Consider the following 18,300-nt stretch of genomic DNA (forward strand, 5'->3'; position numbering starts at 1 on the left):
GGGTCACTGAGCTGCTGGTGCTGGCTCAGGTGTCTCCTCGTTGCGGTCCATGGCCACTTGCTGGATCGACAGGCGAATCTCTGCCGGCAGTACACGTTTGGCTGCACCCTCCACCAGCTCGCTGAGCTTAGGATGATGGCTGAGTTTGCCTGCTTCGTCCTGACGCAACACACCCTGGCTAAGCATGCTTTTGATGAAATGGCGGAACAGGTTTTTGTCGAAGAACTCAGGTGCATTCAGGCCATGCAGAATTGACAGGCGCTGAGCCATCACAGTGCAGAGGTTTTCCAGCTCTTCTGCGCTGATGCTGTTCTGTCCAGCCTTGAGCAGCAGGGCAGTGGCCATATAAAAACGTTGCAGCGTCTGCACAATGGCGCGGGACAACAGCGTCAGCATCACAAATTCGCGCGAGCTTGGCGCTGGGCGGGTGTACACCTCTTCATTGAGTTTGAGCAGTCCCTGCTCGACAAAGGCGTTCAGCCACTGATCGACCACTGCATCCAGTTCATCCAGGCTCCAGCGGATAAACAGCTCCGACTGCAGATATGGATACAGCGCGCGGGTGTACAACAGGATCTGCTCGCGGCTCATGCGTGAACTGCTTTGGAAGAAACTGGCAAGCAGCGCGGGCAAGGCAAAAATATGCAGCACGTTGTTGCGGTAGTACGTCATCAGGACGGCATTCTGTTCGTCCAGATAGAAGATATTGCCCAGCGCATCCTTTTGCTCAGCGAGCAGGTCCATGCGTTTGACGTACTCGATCAGCGCCTTGCCATCGCCTTCCGGCAACGTGGTATGGGGTGAGTAGGGCACCTTGCGCAGCAGGGCCAGGTACATATCCAGCACCCGTTCCAGGCCGCGGTTATCCAGCGCCAGCTTGCTGGTCGACAGCATGGCCAGAGCCACCAGATTCACCGGGTTGACGGCTGCCGCCTCGTTCAGGCGCTGAGCTACGTGGTCGCCCAGGTTATTGGTGACGTGGTTCAGCCATTCAGGGCGGTATTGATCGCCGTAGTCTTGGTCGCGCCAGCCCGGTTGCTGCTGATCAAGGAATTCAGCCAGTTTGATCGGCTCGCCGAAGTTGACCCAGACCTGACCGAAGCGCTGCTTGAGTGCGCCGATGACTTTGAAGATGTCGAAGATCGATTCTTTCTTCTTCGCTGCGCCGCGCAGTTCACCCAGATAAGTGCGGCCTTCCAGTACGCGCTCATAACCGATGTAGACTGGCACAAACACGATAGGCAGACGATTACTGCGCAGGAAGCTACGCATGGTGATCGCCAGCATGCCGGTCTTCGGTTGCAGCATGCGCCCGGTACGGGAACGGCCGCCTTCGACGAAGTACTCCACCGGGAAGCCTTTGCTGAACAGCGTGTGCAGATACTCGTTGAACACGGCGGTGTAGAGCGGGTTGCCTTTGAACGTGCGGCGCATAAAAAACGCACCACCACGACGCAGCAGGCCGCCGATCACCGGCATATTCAGGTTGATGCCCGCAGCAATGTGCGGTGGAGTCAGGCCGCTGCGGAACAGCTGATACGACAGCAGCAGGTAGTCGATATGGCTGCGGTGGCAGGGCACATAAATGACTTCATGGCCCTGGGCGACATCCTGTACAGCCTCAATGTGATTGACCCGGATGCCGTCGTAAATCTTGTTCCAGAACCAGCTCAGGACCAGCTCAAGGAAGCGGATCGCGGTGTAGGTGTAATCTGAGGCAATCTCGTTGCCGTAGCGCAGCGCCTGGTTTTCCGCTTTTTCCAGGGTGATGTTCTCGCGCTGGGCTTCATCTGCAATGGCCTGACGTACCAGTGGAGCATGCACCAAACCTTTCACCAGATTGCGCCGGTGGGAAACGTCCGGGCCGATAACGGCGGTCTTCTGGTTGCGGAAGTGCACCCGCAGAATCCGCTGCACCATGCGCAGCGTGCGCTCGTGGCCTTTGTCCTGAGCGATCAACTCACGCATCTGGATTGGTGTGGAGAACTGCACACGGGTTTTGCGCCCCAGAATCAGAATGCTAACCAACTTGCGCAGGCGACCCGTTACGGCCCAGCTATCGGCAAACAGCAACTTCCACGCGCTGGTTTCACGGTCCGGAGACTGGCCCCAGAACACACTGACGGGAATGATCTGAGCATCGTCTACCGCGTTCTGACTCAAGGCGCTGACTAGGCGTTGCAGGGTTGGCGAGCTGCCGCGCTTGTCTTTGCGGCCCAGCCAACCGGCCTCTTCAGTCAGGTAGAAGAACGCAGCCGGTTCCTCATGCGTGCCGACCGTAACCGGCAGCACCGGACGGGGCAGGCCGGCCTTGCGGCACTCGGTATCGACCACCGCCAGATCGCTCAGCGACGGCTGCTGCAGCACATAAAATACCGGCTTGCTGCGGTCGAGTTTGAGGGTAAAGGCGGACTGATTGATGGTTTCCGAACGCACCCAGAGGTAAAGCAGGCGGCGCAAGGTGCCAAAAACGAGGCGGCGGAACGGGGATCGGGTCATACGTGTTCAGTGGCTATGCAAACGAGCAACTGCTCGGGAGGGCGTAGTGTGCCGGATCAGCCCGCGTGCGGCAAAAGTCTTGGCAGGTCTGGTGGAACAAAAGTCATTTTTATCCGCCATAGCGGTTTCAAAGAGCAGATTTGGGCGGATTGACATCACGTTAAATGAAATTTTTGTAATGTTCACAATTGTGACTTGTCTGTTGCGCTACACCAGTAATTACGCGGAGTTCCGTGCCACTTGTCTTATATTTTTAGCGTCTAAAAATAGGTCGTGTAATCAAATTTACATATAAAAGAAACTGATCTGAAATATCGCATCGCCAAGATCCACCTCCAACACGAACGAGTCCACAACGCTCGGGTGTTTGCCAACACTTAAAAGTAAACAGAGGAATCTTCGATGCTCCGTAAGCACTTCGCCGGTTTCGCAACCAGCGCTCTGGCTCTGGCCGTTTCCGCCCAGGCTTTCGCCGGTACTGTCACCACTGACGGTGCCGATCTTGTGATCAAAACCAAAGGTGGGCTGGAAGTAGCGACCACTGACAAAGCGTTCGCCTTCAAACTGGGCGGTAAGCTGCAATGGGACGCTACCAACTTCGACGGCCTGATGGCCGGCGCTGAAAACAAGCCGTTCGACGATACCTTCAACACCTTCATCCGTCGTGGTGAGATCGGTATGGAAGGTGTTGCCTATACCGATTGGGATTGGGGCATCCGTCTGAGCTACGATGATTCCGCCGACGGCAGCGAAACCACCGTCGACCGTGCTTTCATCGCCTATAACGGCTTTGACTTTGCTGCCATCACTGTAGGCCGTTTCGGTGTTGACTACGGTCTGGAAAACGCCACCAGCTCGTCATGGATCACCGCCATTGAGCGTCCGTTTATGTACGACTTCCTCAACGGTGATGAGGACACCAAGTTCGGTGTTAACGCCAAGCACTCCGGCGACAACTACGGCCTGATGGCTCAGGTTGCCAGCTACGACGATCGCCATCGTGAAACCGAAGGCAATGACGAGCGCTTCGGCTACACCCTGCGCGCGCATTGGGCTCCGTATCTGCAAGGCAACGACGTGGTTCACCTGGCGGCCAACTACCACAACAGTGAAGCCGACGATGACCGTTCCCGCGTCCGTACCCGTATGGGCATCCGCAGTGACGAAGACTTCCGCCTGACCTTGGGCGACGTGACCGTAGCTGACAAAGACAACGAGTGGGTGCTGGAAGCTGGTGCGCAGTTCGGTTCCTTCCGTGCACAAACCGAGTACTTCCAGCGCAACATCTCCGGTGAGAACAACGCGGGTGCCAAGGCCGATTCGGATGTCAGCGGCTACAACCTGCAGGTCTCCTACATGTTCGGCGCACAGCGTGGCTATAAAGGCAGCGACGGCAAGTGGGACAAGCCGACTGACATGAAAGGTACCTGGGAAGTATTCGCCCGCTACGAGCAAGCCACCGTTGACTCAGACGCGGCTGCAGTGCCAGGCAACCTTGGGCTGGCCGGTATCGTCGCCGAAGATGTTAACGATGAGTTCAAGGCCAGCGCCTTCGTGGTCGGTGCCAACTACTTCATTAACCCGGCGGTGCGCGCCAGCCTGAACTACATCGACTACGAAGTAGACAATATCAACACCAACAGCACCGTAGACGGCAAGCGTGTTCAGGATGACGGTAAAGCCATCGTAGGTCGCCTGCAGTACGTGTTCTAAGGTCACACCCTTCATTACGTTGCTCCCTCAACATTTGTTGACCCCGCTCCGGCGGGGTTTTTTTATGGATAAATGCCTGAGGCATCTCTATATCCCAATCAAACTGGCCCAGCTTAAAGGCTATGCCTGATGCAACCCCTAAGCAGCTTTGCAGTACTAGGAGAAGGCAACAGCAACAACAGTCGCCTGTTTTTAGAACCAATCCACAAGCGCAAAGGCTTTATGAGCGTTTGGGGTTTGTTGAGGTTGGGGAAACAGCGGTGCATGTGAAGATGTGTTGGCAAGGGTTTGGCAGTGAAACTTGCTGATTTCTGTGCTTGCCTATGAAGTTGGAGGGTCGTTAACAAGCTACGTAGTAACTTCTTTCGGCCGGAAGCTCAATTTCAGTTCAGAGAAAATACATCTGTCCCCCAGTATTTCTGGCAACCCGAGGAATCTGTTTGTCGACAGCTACGCGGCGAAACCCCTGGGAGGTTAAAACAGCGCGTAGCTGAATGGGGTTTTGTTGATCCGTGCAGCGAGCACACGATCCGAGTAGTAGCTCTGGCCTATGGCTTCCAACTTGGTCTGAATCATTTCTTCAAGGTTGCTGTCTTCGTCTGTTGGGAAGACGCCTAAGGCCCAGATTGAGCGAACATTCAGTTGTGATTCACGGATTCGGGCAACTTTGACCAGGTCGGCTGCCATATTCGACAGGCAGTTGCCGGTCTGCGCGTGCTGCTTCATCTCCAGCGCAATATAGCGATCCAGTGCCCAGCCCTTTTTCCGAATGATGAAGTCAGGTTTGAAATAGCTTCTGTGCTTTTCCTTGCGCCAGTCGTATTCCAAAGGATATTCGCGCAGCCACTCCGGTTCAGATTCGTGTTCTGTCAGAAAGCGGGCAAACTCAATTTGAAACCATACTTCCCAACCGGTGATGGACTGATTGGCAATCACCCGCAATGCGGACTTGATGCTGGCGCGTTTGAAGAAGTCCTCAACCAGGTTCTGCATGTAGTCGAAATCGGTCTGAGGTTTTTTCATCGTCATACTGAGTGCCACCTCAATTACTTCGTGCGCGAGTTAATCAACGCTGCGTCTTTTATAAACCCAGGGCGAGCGAACGCCATTACACCTGAGCATTTCATGTTCTGGCTATCGCCATGTCTGGAACATTTGTCGGGTTAAAACGGGGCGAGAGTGTCACTTCTTTGCGGAGCAAAGGCGAGGCTTTTCAGGGCAGATTTGCCCTTGATTTACAGATTTTGGACTCACGTAAGTCCCATCTAAGTATCCGCTGAAAGGCCTGTTTCAGAGCCTCTTGATTAAGTTTTGCTTAAGTATTTCTCACTAAAGTGGGCGGTGAGTCAGTGAAGACTATTCGTAATGGCTTACGCGAGTTGATCAATCCTCGCGGGCAAGCTTTTCACAGATAAATGCCCTTACGTGTCTACCTCCAGGAGGACGAATCATGCCCCCCAAGTGCCCACGCAAAACTAGCCCGGATGCCGCTGCTGAGAGCGCAGATGCAGCTTTAAAACATATCGTCGATGGGTTTCTGCGCTTTCATCACGAGGTGTTCCCAGAACAGAAAGAACTGTTCAAAAAACTCGCTACCGCGCAAACACCCCGCGCCATGTTTATTACCTGCGCAGACTCGCGCATTGTCCCGGAGTTGATCACGCAGAGTTTGCCGGGCGATTTGTTTGTCACTCGCAATGTGGGCAACGTCGTGCCGCCCTACGGTCAAATGAACGGCGGTGTTTCCAGTGCAATTGAGTACGCCGTGTCGGTGTTGGGCGTACGGCACATCATTGTCTGTGGTCACTCCGACTGCGGCGCGATGCGTGCAGTACTCAACCCGGCAATCACTCACCAAAATACCGACTGTTGCGGCCTGGCTGCGCCATGCCGAGGTGGCGCGTACCGTGGTTGAAGACAACTGCTCATGCGGCAGTGAACACGAGACTATGGAGGAGTTGACCCGCGAGAACGTTATCGCTCAGTTACAACACTTGCGCACTCATCCTTCAGTTGCATCGGGTATTGCCGCTGGGCAGCTGAGCATCCACGGCTGGGTGTACGACATTGAGACCAGCCATATTGAGGCCTACGACGCCGGCAAAGGCCTTTTCTTGCCATTGGCCATGACGGAGCAGGTTCCCAGCGCTACACCGAGGTACCGCGCTGAAGCCTGTGGCCTTCGTTAACGCCCATGGCACATGCACTCCGCAGGGAGTGCGGCTTTTTAGCTGATTTGAATTCCCTGACTGTCGGCACCTCTGCTGAGGGATTTTGCCGATGTACCAGCCAGGGCTATGTGTCCACGGCCAGGGGAATGGCCGCGCGACAGAATATGGAGAGTTTCTGTGAACATGACACAGTTAAAAGCGGTCTTGCCGCGAGAGTTATTGGCTTCTGTGGTGGTATTTCTGGTGGCTCTGCCGTTGTGCATGGGGGTTGCCATTGCCTCGGGAATGCCGCCTGCCAAAGGCCTGATTACCGGCATCATCGGCGGTCTTGTGGTGGGCTTTCTGGCAGGTTCGCCACTGCAGGTGAGCGGCCCGGCGGCGGGCTTGGCAGTGTTGGTGTTCGAGCTGGTGCGCCAGTACGGCGTGGCCATGCTTGGCCCCATCCTGCTGCTGGCGGGCTTGCTGCAGCTGCTGGCCGGCGGCTTGCGCCTGGGCGGCTGGTTTCGGGTAACTGCACCGGCAGTGGTGTACGGCATGTTGGCGGGGATTGGTGTGCTGATTGTGCTGTCGCAAGTACACGTGATGTTTGATGCGTCGCCGCTACCTTCAGGTATGCAAAACCTGCTGGCGTTTCCGGCCACTCTGGGCGCGGCAATGCCGCAGGCAAACTCAAGCGTAGGCTGGCAAGCCGGTCTGCTCGGCTTGGGCACCATCGCATTGATGTGGGGCTGGGAACGCCTGCGGCCGCAAAAGCTGCGTTTTATCCCCGGCGCGTTGTTGGGAGTGGCCTTGATGACCCTCATCAGCATGTGGCTGGCACTGCCAGTTGATCGGGTCCAGGTTCCGGCAAACCTGGCAGATGCCATCGACTGGATTCGTCCGGATGATCTGGTAAAAATGGCCGATCTGACGCTGTTGGTGGCTGCATTTGCCCTCGCGTTTATTGCCAGTGCAGAAACATTGCTATCGGCTGCCGCCGTTGACCGTATGCACAGCGGCCAGCGCTCCGACCTCGACCGTGAGCTGTCAGCGCAGGGTATCGGCAACATGCTTTGTGGTGTGCTGGGCGCATTGCCGATGACAGGCGTGATTGTGCGCAGCTCAGCGAATGTCCAGGCCGGCGCGCAGACCCGTTTGTCTGCGATCCTTCATGGCATCTGGATCCTGGCGTTTGTTGTGCTGTTGAGCAGTGTGTTGCAACAGATTCCGGTTGCCAGTCTGGCGGGTGTTTTGGTGTACACCGGCATTAAATTGGTGGATTTCAAAGCCGTTAAAAAACTTGGGCAGTATGGCCGCATGCCGATGTTTACCTACGCGGCTACTGCGTTGGCGATCGTCTTCACCGACCTGCTAACCGGCGTGCTGCTAGGCTTCGCCCTGACCCTGATCCGACTGGCATTTAAGGCGGCACGGCTGAACATCAATCTGGTGGAACTGAACAAATCCGGTCATATGGAGTTACGTCTGCGAGGCGCCGCGACCTTCCTCAAAGTGCCTGCGCTGGCCAGGGCGCTGGCTTCCGTTCCGCCAGGCACAACCCTGCACGTGCCAATGGAAAAACTCAGTTATATCGACCACTCGTGTCTGGAATTGCTTGAGGATTGGAACAAAAGCAATGCAGCTCATGGCTCGAAGCTGCTGATCGAAGAGCGGCGTCTGAAGCGGCGGGTTGAAGGCAGGCTGTGGAAAAAAGCAGGAGCTGGGGCGTAGCGGGGTGTTGTTGGGATAGCCAGGCTGTTTTCTGCTCGGGGTGAAAAGGGGCTTGTAGTGGTCAACTAATCTCGGCCACATAATTAAAGTTTTTCTCCGCAATGGAGGGTGGTAGCCCGCCATTTAATTGGAGTGGTCGTATTCAGTTGTAACGATGCATCAAGCACTGGCTGAAGTCGTGTTGAGCTCGTAGCGTTGACATGTAGCCAACTGAAGGCATCAGAACACTACAGTGTGCATTTCTGTGGCGAGTTAATCGGCACAGAAAAGCCCCGCTAACGGGCGGGGCTTTGTGCAACTGCGCTTCGAATCAGTCGTTCTTCTTATAATTATCCAGCGCTGTCTGAATCAGCTTCTTGGCCTCAGCCGCATTACCAAACCCATTTAGCTCAACTTTCTTGCGGCCTTCCGGCAGGTTTTTGTAGACCTTGAAGAAGGCTTCGATGCGCTGGAGTTCGATGGCCGGGAGGTCGTTGATGTCTTGGATGTTGTCGTAGGTCGGGTCGATATCGCTGCTGGGCACGCCGATGATTTTTTCGTCAGCTTCGCCGCCGTCGATCATTTTCAAATAGCCGATAGGGCGGAATTTGATCATGACGCCGGGGTGCAGGCTTTCGCGGGTCAGGACCAGGCCGTCGAGCGGGTCGTTGTCGCCGCCGAGGGTGCGTGGCAGGGAGCCGTAGTTGGCCGGGTAGACAACTGGCATGGATTGGAAGCGGTCGACAAACACCAGACCTTCTTCGTTAATCTCGTATTTAGTGAAGCTGCCAGCGGGGATTTCCACCGCCATGTGCACGTCGTTTGGCGCATTTTTGGCTTGTGCGGCGTGGAACGGATGCACAATGGATTTCTCTGCCATGGCGACGCCGCTACCGAGCATGAGTGCGACACCTAAAGCGAGCAGGGACTTTTGCATGATGACTCCTTGGTGAGTGCTTTTGCGTTTAAGTTGGCACGCGTATCTTGCTGGGCGATTGTTAGAGATATATTTCAGCGCCATGCGGGCGTGATTTTTAGAGTGGGATAAGCCGGTGCCGCTGATATCTGTTGATTCACTCAATACCCTTACCGCGCAGGAGTGGGATGGCCTGTGTGCCAGCCCGCAGCCGTTTTTACGTCATGCGTTTCTGACTGCGCTGGAGGACAGCGGCAGTGTCGGCGGGCGCAGTGGCTGGCAGGTCGCTCATGCGCTGTGGCAAGACGAACGCGGTCGTACGCTGGCGGCGATGCCGGGCTATGTAAAAAGCCATTCCTTTGGTGAGTATGTGTTTGATCATGGCTGGGCGGATGCCTGCCATCGCGCCGGTATTGGCTATTACCCGAAGTTGCTGGGGGCGATTCCGTTTTCGCCGGTGACGGGAGCGCGGGTGATCGGTGATCCGGCTGCGGCGGCTCAGTTGTTGGATGCGCTGACGGCGGATCTACCGCAGCGTGAGTTAAGCAGCTTGCATATCAATTTCACTACGCCTGCAGAGGCTGATTTGCTTGCCGGGCGTGAGGGCTGGTTGCAGCGCTTGGGCTGTCAGTTTCATTGGCACAACCGTGGTTACCGGGACTTTCAGGACTTCCTCGATACCTTGAGTTCGCGCAAGCGTAAGCAGATGCGCAAAGAGCGCGAATCGGTGGCGGGGCAGGGCATTAGTTTTGACTGGCGTGAAGGGCATCAGCTGACTGAAGCCGAGTGGGATTTTGTCTATCTCTGTTATGCCAATACCTATCACGTGCGCGGACGTTCGCCGTATCTGACGCGGGCGTTTTTCAGTCTGCTGGCGGAGCGCATGCCGGAGATGATCCGCGTGGTATTTGCCGTGCAAAGCGGCAGGCCGGTGGCGATGGCATTTAGTTTGGTCGGCGGCGATAGCCTGTACGGGCGCTATTGGGGCTGTCTGGATGAGTTTGACCGACTGCACTTTGAGACCTGTTTTTATCAGGGCATGGAGTATGCGATCAGTCAGGGCGTTAAGCGTTTTGATGCGGGTGCGCAAGGTGAGCACAAGTTGATTCGGGGCTTTGAGCCGGTGCTGACGGAGTCCTGGCATTACCTTTGCCATCCGGGGTTGCGGGCTGCGGTTGCGGAGTTTTTGCGGGAGGAGCAGGCGGGCGTACGGCGTTACGCCGAACAGGCCCGCGAGATGTTGCCGTATCGCAGAGAAGGCTAAGCCTGCTTGCCGCGGCTGAAACTGCCGCCACAGATATGCCGGTTTCGTAGGTTGGATGATGTTCTATTTATCCAGCCGCGGCGGTTTAGGTGCACCGGTGCAATTGAGTGATACGAGCCGATTATTCGCCGTAGTTTTCGGATTGAAATAAAGGGTCGGTGTGCCAGTCGACGGGGTAGATGCCCATTTCTACGGCGCGGTGAAAGGTCGAATACGGCCAGTCGGCCAGATGTTGCACGTGACCGTGTTTGAGCGGGTTGTAGTGGATGTAATCGAAGTGGCGTTGGTAATCCAGATCGTCACGGATCAGGTGTTCCCAATAGCGGCGTTGCCAGATGCCGCGTTCGTTGCGGCGGTATTGGTTTTTGGTTCGGTGTTCGATAGCGGGCAGGCGTTTAGCGAAAGCGAATTTTATGGATTTCCAGCGCTTGGCAAAGTCGGCATCGCCCGGTGGTAGTGTCCACATGCAGTGCATGTGATCGGGCAACACGACCCAGGCATCAATATGAAAGGGATGCCGCTCCCGGGTAATGCGCACGGACCAACGCAATAGATCAATTTCCCGAATCAATAAATCGTCCGAGCGATTCCGTAAGTTGACGGTAAAAAAGTAAGTCGCCCCAGTAACACGGGCGCGGCGGTAGTTGGACATTGTGAATGCTCCACGGCAACAGAGGGCCGGGACGTTGATGGAGCAGGGCGGTGGTATCCATCAGGCGATTCATAAAAGCGCGGTTTTGCGGAAAGCGTTCCGCAAAATATTTAAATCCCAACAGTCAAGCCATATACAACCAGTGAGAATTTCGCGTTTCAACGTAGGGTGGATGACGCTTTTTTCATCCACCAAAATTGCATGTGCGACGCAAGTTATGTGGTGGGATTGCGTGCGTAATGGTGGATAAGCCTTCGGCCTTATCCACCCTACTTGCTTTCGTCGATTACTTTTTGGAAATTTGGTATAAACTCTTTTACTATTTTGCTGTAGTTGCAGTATTTGGTAATTGAGCTTTTAGAGAGCTTTATTGATTCAGCTAGTTTTTCTTCAGCATCTGAAGTCTCATTGTTTATTGCAAGTATTAGTGATTCGTTGAATTTTGATACGGCTTTCTCATGCTTGTTGTTAGAGTAAAATAATGCCGCCTCTATGTATGGTTTTGAGGCATTTGGACTGTCGGTTAATGCTTTGTATAGGGCGTAGTTAGAAAGGCTGTACGGTCCGGTTATGCCTTTCTCAAGATCTTTCTCGAAATACTTGCCTGCTACATTTATTTCATTCGCATGGAGGAGGAGAAAACCTATATTGTTAGGGCTGTGGGCTTGAAAGCGTATTGTTTTTTTGCGTAAAAGAATTGTGAAAATAAAGAGAGATATAATAATTAGCGCAATGCTTTTGGTGGTGTCGTTGAAGATTTGATCTGTTTTTGTATTTGGTTTTGAGAGTTTGGTGCCTTTTGTGGTTTTGCTGCGAATGTTGATGTAGGGATTTTCTTTCTTTTTGGTTTTGACAAGAATCTCAATTTTTATAGTTTCTTTTGTGAATAAATTATCTGTCTTTATGAGTATCTTTTCTTTGTTTTCTGATATTGTTACCAATGGATTTGCTGATTTTGATTCTGCTGGGATAGAAAACTCTTGTATCGCGCCCCCTTTGAACACTACCTCGGCCTGTATTGAGTGTTGTGTTTGAGAGCCAGTATTTATTATTTCTAGTTTTGTGAATTCGATATTTTCATTTTCGAGGCGAAAAGAGCTGGTTGATGTATATGTGTACTCTATTTTGTTTTTTGCCAAGGTTTTTCTGTGGTTATGTATTCTACTGCTGCGCCACCGGCAATAGTTACTATCAGTGTCATTAGGGCGCTTAGTAATAGATTTTTTAGTGTCATAAGATAAATGTTTCTCTCAATAAAAACCCCGCACTAGGCGGGGTTCTTATTGAGTTCTGCCCCTACATCCAAGACGGGTGTAGATTGAACTTACTGTAGTGGCGCTTTGGAATCAATCCCAGCTCAACGCCCCACCAGTTTGATACTCAATCACGCGGGTCTCGAAGAAGTTCTTCTCCTTCTTCAGGTCCATGATTTCGCTCATCCATGGGAATGGGTTGGTGGTGCCTGGGTATTCTTCTTTCAGGCCGATTTGGGTCAGGCGACGGTTGGCGATGAATTTGAGGTAGTCCTCCATCATGGCCGCGTTCATGCCCAGCACGCCGCGTGGCATGGTGTCACGGGCGTATTCGATTTCCAGCTGAGTGCCTTGCAGGATCATCTGGGTGGCTTCGTCTTTCATTTCGGCATCCCACAGGTGTGGGTTTTCGATCTTGATCTGGTTGATCACGTCGATACCGAAGTTCAGGTGCATGGACTCGTCACGCAGGATGTACTGGAACTGTTCGGCGGTGCCGGTCATCTTGTTGCGGCGGCCCATGGAGAGGATCTGGGTGAAGCCGCAGTAGAAGAAGATGCCTTCCAGTACGCAGTAGTAAGCGATGAGGTTACGCAGGAACTGGCGGTCGGTTTCCGGGGTGCCGGTGTTGAACTGCGGGTCGGAAATCGAACGGGTGTATTTGAGGCCCCAGGATGCCTTTTTAGCAACGCTCGGGATCTCGTGGTACATGTTGAAGATTTCGCCTTCATCCATGCCCAGCGACTCGATGCAGTACTGGTAGGCGTGGGTGTGGATCGCTTCTTCGAAGGCCTGGCGCAGGATGTACTGGCGGCACTCCGGGTTGGTGATCAGGCGGTACACGGCCAGTACCAGGTTGTTGGCAACCAGGCTGTCGGCAGTGGAGAAGAAGCCGAGGTTGCGCTTAACGATGCGGCGCTCGTCTTCGGTCAGGCCATCAGCGCTCTTCCACAGGGCGATGTCGGCGTTCATGTTTACTTCTTGCGGCATCCAGTGGTTGGCGCAGCCGTCGAGGTATTTCTGCCAGGCCCAGTCGTACTTGAACGGTACGAGTTGGTTGAGGTCGGCACGGGCGTTGATCATCTGCTTGTCGCCCACGTGCACGCGAGCGCTGGCGCCTTCCAGATCGTCCAGGCCTTCCTGGATGTCCAGCTCGTTCAGCGCGGCTTTAGCGCGGGCTACGGCGTCGGAATCACTGGCGTCGATGGCGCGGGCTTCCTCTACGGAGCCTGCTGCCTGATTGTCCAGCTTGTCCAGACCGGCTTCTACGTTGGCCTGTTGTGCGGCTGCCTTGGGGGCAGCGCCTTCTTCGGGTTTATCGAATTCATCCCAGCTCAGCATGATGCGTCCTCCTGATCGGGTGCCGGTTTGAACCGGTCATAAAATATAGGTGCATGGTGTGCACGCAAAAACAAAATTCGGTGGTCATCGAGCTGCTGCGCGTCGGCATTACGGCGTTAGAAATCGGCTCGGATTGCTCATTTACAACCCGTAAACTGCGCATCCTCGCCGCTTTCTGCCTTGTACTGCTCTAGCTCGCTAGCTCTTGATCTGTAGCGTCTGCACGGAAAGAAGGGCAGTGACGCTAGGTAAATCTTTCAACTACACATTTAGTTCATTAGACCTTAGCGATCTCACCAGCGTGGAGCTGAGCGAGTGAGCGCTAGGCACCTGCTTCGTCGAAGCCCCTGAGCGTACTTATGTACGTGATGGGGTTCGGCGGAGCAGGTAACAACGCGCGCGCCGTTCAGCTACGCGCGTTCACCACCTTATTGGCAGGCTTCGCAGTCTGGTTCATCGATAGCACAGGCCTTTGGCACTGGAGCCGGACCTGCACTGGTGAACTCATTGCTCGGCGCCTGTGGCTTAGCTTGCAACCCTTCGGTGCCTGCGCCACTGGATACGGCGTTGAGTTTGCCGGTGTTGATGGTGGACTTCTCGGTGCTGGTGGCGGCCAGGGCACGGAGGTAGTAGGTGGTTTTCAGGCCACGGTACCAAGCCATGCGGTAGGTCACGTCGAGTTTCTTGCCCGATGCGCCAGCGATGTAGAGGTTCAGCGACTGAGCCTGATCGATCCACTTCTGGCGGCGGCTGGCAGCGTCCACGATCCACTTGGTTTCAACTTCAAACGCGGTGGCGTAGAGGTCTTTCAGGTCTTGCGGGATGCGCTCGATCTGCTGCACGGAGCCGTCGTAGTACTTCAGGTCGTTAACCATGACCGAGTCCCACAGACCGCGTGCTTTGAGGTCGCGGACCAGGTACGGGTTGATCACGGTGAACTCGCCGGAGAGGTTCGACTTCACGTACAGGTTCTGATAGGTCGGTTCGATCGACTGCGATACGCCGGTGATGTTGGCGATGGTGGCGGTCGGTGCGATGGCCATGATGTTGGAGTTACGGATGCCTTTCTTCACGCGCTCGCGGATCGGTGCCCAGTCCAGGGTTTCGGTCAGGTCGACGTCGATGTACTTCTGGCCACGCGCTTCGATCAGGATCTGCTGGGAGTCGAGCGGCAGAATGCCTTTGCTCCACAGCGAACCGTCAAACGTCGAGTAGCTGCCGCGCTCGTCAGCCAGGTCACAAGAGGCCTGAATGGCGAAGTAGCTGACGGCTTCCATCGAGCGGTCGGCGAACTCAACAGCAGCGTCGGAGCCGTACGGGATGTGCTGCAGGTACAGTGCGTCCTGAAAGCCCATGATGCCCAGACCAACCGGACGGTGCTTGAAGTTGGAGTTACGGGCCTGCGGTACGCTGTAGTAGTTGATGTCGATAACGTTATCGAGCATGCGCACAGCGACGCGGATGGTTTTCTCCAGCTTGGCGGTGTCCAGCTTGCCGTCAACGATGTGGTTCGGCAGGTTGACGGAACCCAGGTTACATACGGCGATTTCATCGGCGTTGGTGTTCAGGGTGATCTCGGTGCACAGGTTGGAGCTGTGAACCACGCCAACGTGCTGCTGCGGGCTGCGCAGGTTGCACGGATCTTTGAAGGTCAGCCATGGGTGGCCAGTCTCGAACAGCATCGAGAGCATTTTGCGCCACAGGTCTTTGGCCTGAATGGTTTTGAACAGCTTGATCTTGCCGTATTCAGTCAGGGCTTCGTAGTACTCGTAGCGCTCTTCGAAGGCTTTACCGGTCAGGTCGTGCAGGTCCGGTACTTCGCTCGGGCTGAACAGGGTCCACTTGCCGTCATCGAATACGCGCTTCATGAACAGGTCCGGAATCCAGTTCGCGGTGTTCATGTCGTGGGTACGGCGGCGGTCGTCACCGGTGTTCTTACGCAGCTCGAGGAATTCCTCGATGTCCATGTGCCAAGTTTCCAGGTAAGCACATACAGCGCCTTTGCGCTTGCCGCCCTGGTTTACCGCTACGGCGGTGTCGTTGACGACTTTCAGGAACGGTACAACGCCCTGGGATTTGCCGTTGGTGCCTTTGATGTAGGAGCCCAGCGCACGCACCGGCGTCCAGTCGTTGCCCAGACCACCGGCAAACTTGGACAGCATGGCGTTGTCGTGGATGGCGCCGTAGATGCCCGACAGGTCATCCGGAACAGTGGTCAGGTAGCAGCTGGAGAGCTGCGGACGCAGGGTGCCGGCGTTGAACAGGGTCGGTGTGGAGGCCATGTAGTCGAAGGACGACAGCAGGTTGTAGAACTCGATGGCGCGGGCTTCTTTGTCTTTCTCTTCGATAGCAAGGCCCATGGCCACACGCATGAAGAAGACTTGAGGCAGTTCGAAACGGATGCCGTCTTTGTGAATGAAGTAGCGGTCGTACAGGGTTTGCAGGCCCAGGTAGGTGAACTGCTGGTCGCGCTCGTGGTTGATCGCCTTGCCCAGTTTTTCAAGGTCGAAGGAGGCCAGTTTCGGGTCGAGCAGTTCAAACTCGATACCTTTAGCAACGTAAGCAGGCAGTGCCTTAGCGTACAGGTCAGCCATTTCGTGGTGAGTCGCGCTGGTGGCGACACCGAGGAAGCCCAGGCCTTCAGCGCGGATGTTGTCCATCAGCAGGCGGGCAGTCACGTAGCTGTAGTTTGGCTCGCGCTCAACCAGGGTACGGGAGGTCATCACCAGGGCGGTGTTAACGTCGCTCTGGGCTACGCCGTCGTACAGGTTCTTCAGGGTTTCTTTCTGAATCAGCTCGCCATCCACTTCGGCCAGACCTTCACAGGCTTCGCGGATGATGGTGTTCAGGCGGCCCATGTCCAGCGGCACCAAGCTGCCGTCGTTTTGGGTAACGCGGATGCTTGGGTGCGGCTGGGCGATGTCGCCAGCTGCGTTGGCGCTCTTACGCTCTGCGGCGCGGGCTTCGCGGTAGATCACGTAGTCGCGGGCAACTTTCTGCTCGCCTGCGCGCATCAGGGCCAGTTCAACCTGATCCTGAATTTCTTCGATATGGATGGTGCCGCCGGATGGCATGCGACGTTTGAAGGTCGCAGTAACTTGTTCGGTCAGGCGGGCAACAGTTTCATGAATACGCGACGAAGCGGCAGCGGTGCCGCCTTCAACAGCGAGAAAGGCTTTGGTGATGGCAACGGTGATCTTGTCATCGGTGTAAGGCACAACGGTGCCGTTACGCTTGATCACCCGCAACTGGCCCGGAGCAGTAGCGCTCAGGGTGGCGTTGTCATCGCTGGCCTGCGGCGCGGTGGCCTGCGGGTTCTCGCGGGAAGTGTCGGTCTGCATGAAGGTCTCCATGGTTCTGTAATTATCTGTGTGCGTTACCGCAGAACTGGGTGGTAGCGCTCATTCCATTTTTAACAATGCCGTCGCCCGGCTCGTGCCGTGCTTCGGGGATTTGCAAATTTGGTCAGGCTGGCACGGTGTTCTGGCCATCCTGGCTTTTAAGTCACAACGCAAGGCGTTTCCGCCTGAACCACTATATCTAGTAGTACTACCCACTCGGGGCCACTGCTTTGTTTCCCTCGGCTGCCTGTTGGGCTCTGCCGAGCATTGTCCTGCGATTACCGTGCAGGGGACTTGCCTAAAGAGCGTGTCGGGTTTCCGGTGACAACCTGGGATCAGGCCGTGTGCGCGTCATTCTTCTTGTGTCCGGTTACCTAGCTATACCCAATATATGGTGGGTGTCGCGTAATTGGCATACAAGATAATGCGCTAATTGGGGTAATGCAAGTTAGTAAAACACGAACAACCTGTGGATAACTTGTGCGTGTATTGTGGGTGGAGAGGAGGGCATGCTGGCTAGGCCGCATACTTGCTGGGCTATGCCGTCCATCGTAGTCATTTAGTACAGTTTGGGCTTTTTACCGGGCTGGTTAAGCCAAAAGGTTTGGATACTATATCTAGTGTTTTGGCAAGGGTGTGCAGGGCGCTATGCAGGCTGCCTCGCATTGATACAATGCGCGTCGTTCTGGCGCTGTCAGTGGAGGTCGTGTGGAACAGCAGGCGTGGCACATTCTGATTGTTGAGGACGACCAGCGTCTGGCTGAGTTGACCCGTGAATATCTCCAGAGCAATGGCTTGCATGTCTCCATCGAAATGGATGGTGCCAAAGCAGCTGCGCGTATTTTGCAGGAGCAGCCTGATCTGGTGATTCTTGACCTGATGCTACCGGGTGAGGACGGTTTGTCCATTTGCCGGGCGGTACGTGGCGAGTATGAAGGGCCGATCCTGATGCTGACGGCCCGTGATGACGATATGGATCAGGTGCTGGGCCTGGAAATGGGCGCAGATGACTACGTGTGTAAGCCGGTTCGTCCGCGGGTGTTGTTGGCCCGTATCCGTGCACTGCTGCGACGTTACGAAGGTGCCAGCGAAGAGGCTGTGACTGATCGTCGCCGTCTGCAGTTTGGCCCGTTGGTGGTGGACAGCGCCATGCGTGAAGCCTGGCTGAAAGAGCAGAGCATCGAACTGACCAGTGCTGAGTTCGATCTGCTGTGGCTGCTGACCTCCAATGCCGGACGCATCCTTTCCCGTGAGGAAATTTTCAGTTCATTGCGCGGCATTGAGTACGACGGCCAGGACCGTTCCATTGATGTGCGCATTTCCCGCATCCGCCCGAAGATTGGTGATGATCCGATGCACCCGCGTCTGATTAAGACCGTGCGCAGCAAGGGGTATCTGTTTGTGGCCGAGGCGGCGGAAGCTCTTGTTCTCTGAGCGCCAGCTGCGGCGTTTGGCTGCTGT

At 55.2% G+C, this 18,300-nt stretch carries 11 protein-coding genes and 1 pseudogene; 5 read left to right on the forward strand and 7 right to left on the reverse strand.

Features of this window, described 5'->3' with window-relative positions; all coding sequences use genetic code 11:
- Window positions 1-3: 3 nt before the first annotated feature.
- Window positions 4-2,499 (reverse strand): glycerol-3-phosphate 1-O-acyltransferase PlsB, encoded by a 2,496-nt coding sequence (gene plsB, locus AO726_RS11085; protein ID WP_058068145.1) that lies wholly within the window; start codon window positions 2,497-2,499, stop codon window positions 4-6.
- Window positions 2,500-2,901: 402 nt separating this feature from the next.
- On the opposite strand from plsB, the gene AO726_RS11090 reads away from it, so the two are divergent.
- Entirely contained in the window at window positions 2,902-4,212 is a 1,311-nt protein-coding gene (locus tag AO726_RS11090) for an OprO/OprP family phosphate-selective porin (protein ID WP_058068146.1), read from the forward strand.
- Between the two features lie 474 nt (window positions 4,213-4,686).
- On the opposite strand, the gene AO726_RS11095 is transcribed toward AO726_RS11090, so the two are convergent.
- Window positions 4,687-5,241: a hypothetical protein gene (locus AO726_RS11095; protein WP_152987284.1), complete on the reverse strand. Its 555-nt coding sequence runs from the start codon at window positions 5,239-5,241 to the stop codon at window positions 4,687-4,689.
- Between the two features lie 421 nt (window positions 5,242-5,662).
- Between AO726_RS11095 and AO726_RS11100 the strand changes: the two are divergent.
- Window positions 5,663-6,401, forward strand: a pseudogene (locus tag AO726_RS11100) (carbonic anhydrase).
- Between the two features lie 159 nt (window positions 6,402-6,560).
- Window positions 6,561-8,093 (forward strand): SulP family inorganic anion transporter, encoded by a 1,533-nt coding sequence (locus AO726_RS11105; protein WP_058068148.1) that lies wholly within the window; start codon window positions 6,561-6,563, stop codon window positions 8,091-8,093.
- A 310-nt stretch (window positions 8,094-8,403) separates the two neighbouring features.
- Here AO726_RS11105 and AO726_RS11110 read toward each other — a convergent pair whose 3' ends face one another.
- Window positions 8,404-9,009 carry an inorganic diphosphatase gene (locus tag AO726_RS11110; protein ID WP_058068149.1) on the reverse strand — a complete coding sequence of 202 codons (606 nt, stop codon included), beginning with the start codon at window positions 9,007-9,009 and terminating at the stop codon, window positions 8,404-8,406.
- A gap of 115 nt (window positions 9,010-9,124) precedes the next feature.
- On the opposite strand from AO726_RS11110, the gene AO726_RS11115 reads away from it, so the two are divergent.
- Window positions 9,125-10,252: a GNAT family N-acetyltransferase gene (locus AO726_RS11115; RefSeq protein ID WP_058068150.1), complete on the forward strand. Its 1,128-nt coding sequence runs from the start codon at window positions 9,125-9,127 to the stop codon at window positions 10,250-10,252.
- Window positions 10,253-10,373: 121 nt separating this feature from the next.
- Here the strand turns inward: AO726_RS11115 and AO726_RS11120 are convergent, their stop codons facing one another.
- The 4 genes from AO726_RS11120 to AO726_RS11135 form a co-directional block, all read right to left on the reverse strand.
- On the reverse strand, window positions 10,374-10,904 hold the full coding sequence (locus tag AO726_RS11120) for an REP-associated tyrosine transposase (RefSeq protein WP_058068151.1): 531 nt from the start codon (window positions 10,902-10,904) through the stop codon (window positions 10,374-10,376).
- 269 nt (window positions 10,905-11,173) lie between these two features.
- The gene (locus AO726_RS11125) at window positions 11,174-12,043 is read right to left on the reverse strand and encodes a hypothetical protein (protein ID WP_058068152.1); all 870 of its coding nucleotides are present in this window, start codon (window positions 12,041-12,043) and stop codon (window positions 11,174-11,176) included.
- A 207-nt stretch (window positions 12,044-12,250) separates the two neighbouring features.
- Entirely contained in the window at window positions 12,251-13,498 is a 1,248-nt protein-coding gene (locus tag AO726_RS11130) for a ribonucleotide-diphosphate reductase subunit beta (RefSeq protein ID WP_058068153.1), read from the reverse strand.
- Window positions 13,499-13,926: 428 nt separating this feature from the next.
- Entirely contained in the window at window positions 13,927-16,839 is a 2,913-nt protein-coding gene (locus AO726_RS11135) for a ribonucleoside-diphosphate reductase subunit alpha (RefSeq protein WP_058068154.1), read from the reverse strand.
- A gap of 708 nt (window positions 16,840-17,547) precedes the next feature.
- Here AO726_RS11135 and AO726_RS11140 point away from each other — a divergent pair.
- Complete coding sequence (locus AO726_RS11140) at window positions 17,548-18,273, forward strand: response regulator (protein ID WP_058068155.1); 726 nt, start codon at window positions 17,548-17,550, stop codon at window positions 18,271-18,273.
- Window positions 18,274-18,300: the final 27 nt, after the last annotated feature.

The organism is Pseudomonas sp. TTU2014-080ASC, from assembly GCF_001446935.1.
Taxonomy (GTDB): domain Bacteria; phylum Pseudomonadota; class Gammaproteobacteria; order Pseudomonadales; family Pseudomonadaceae; genus Aquipseudomonas.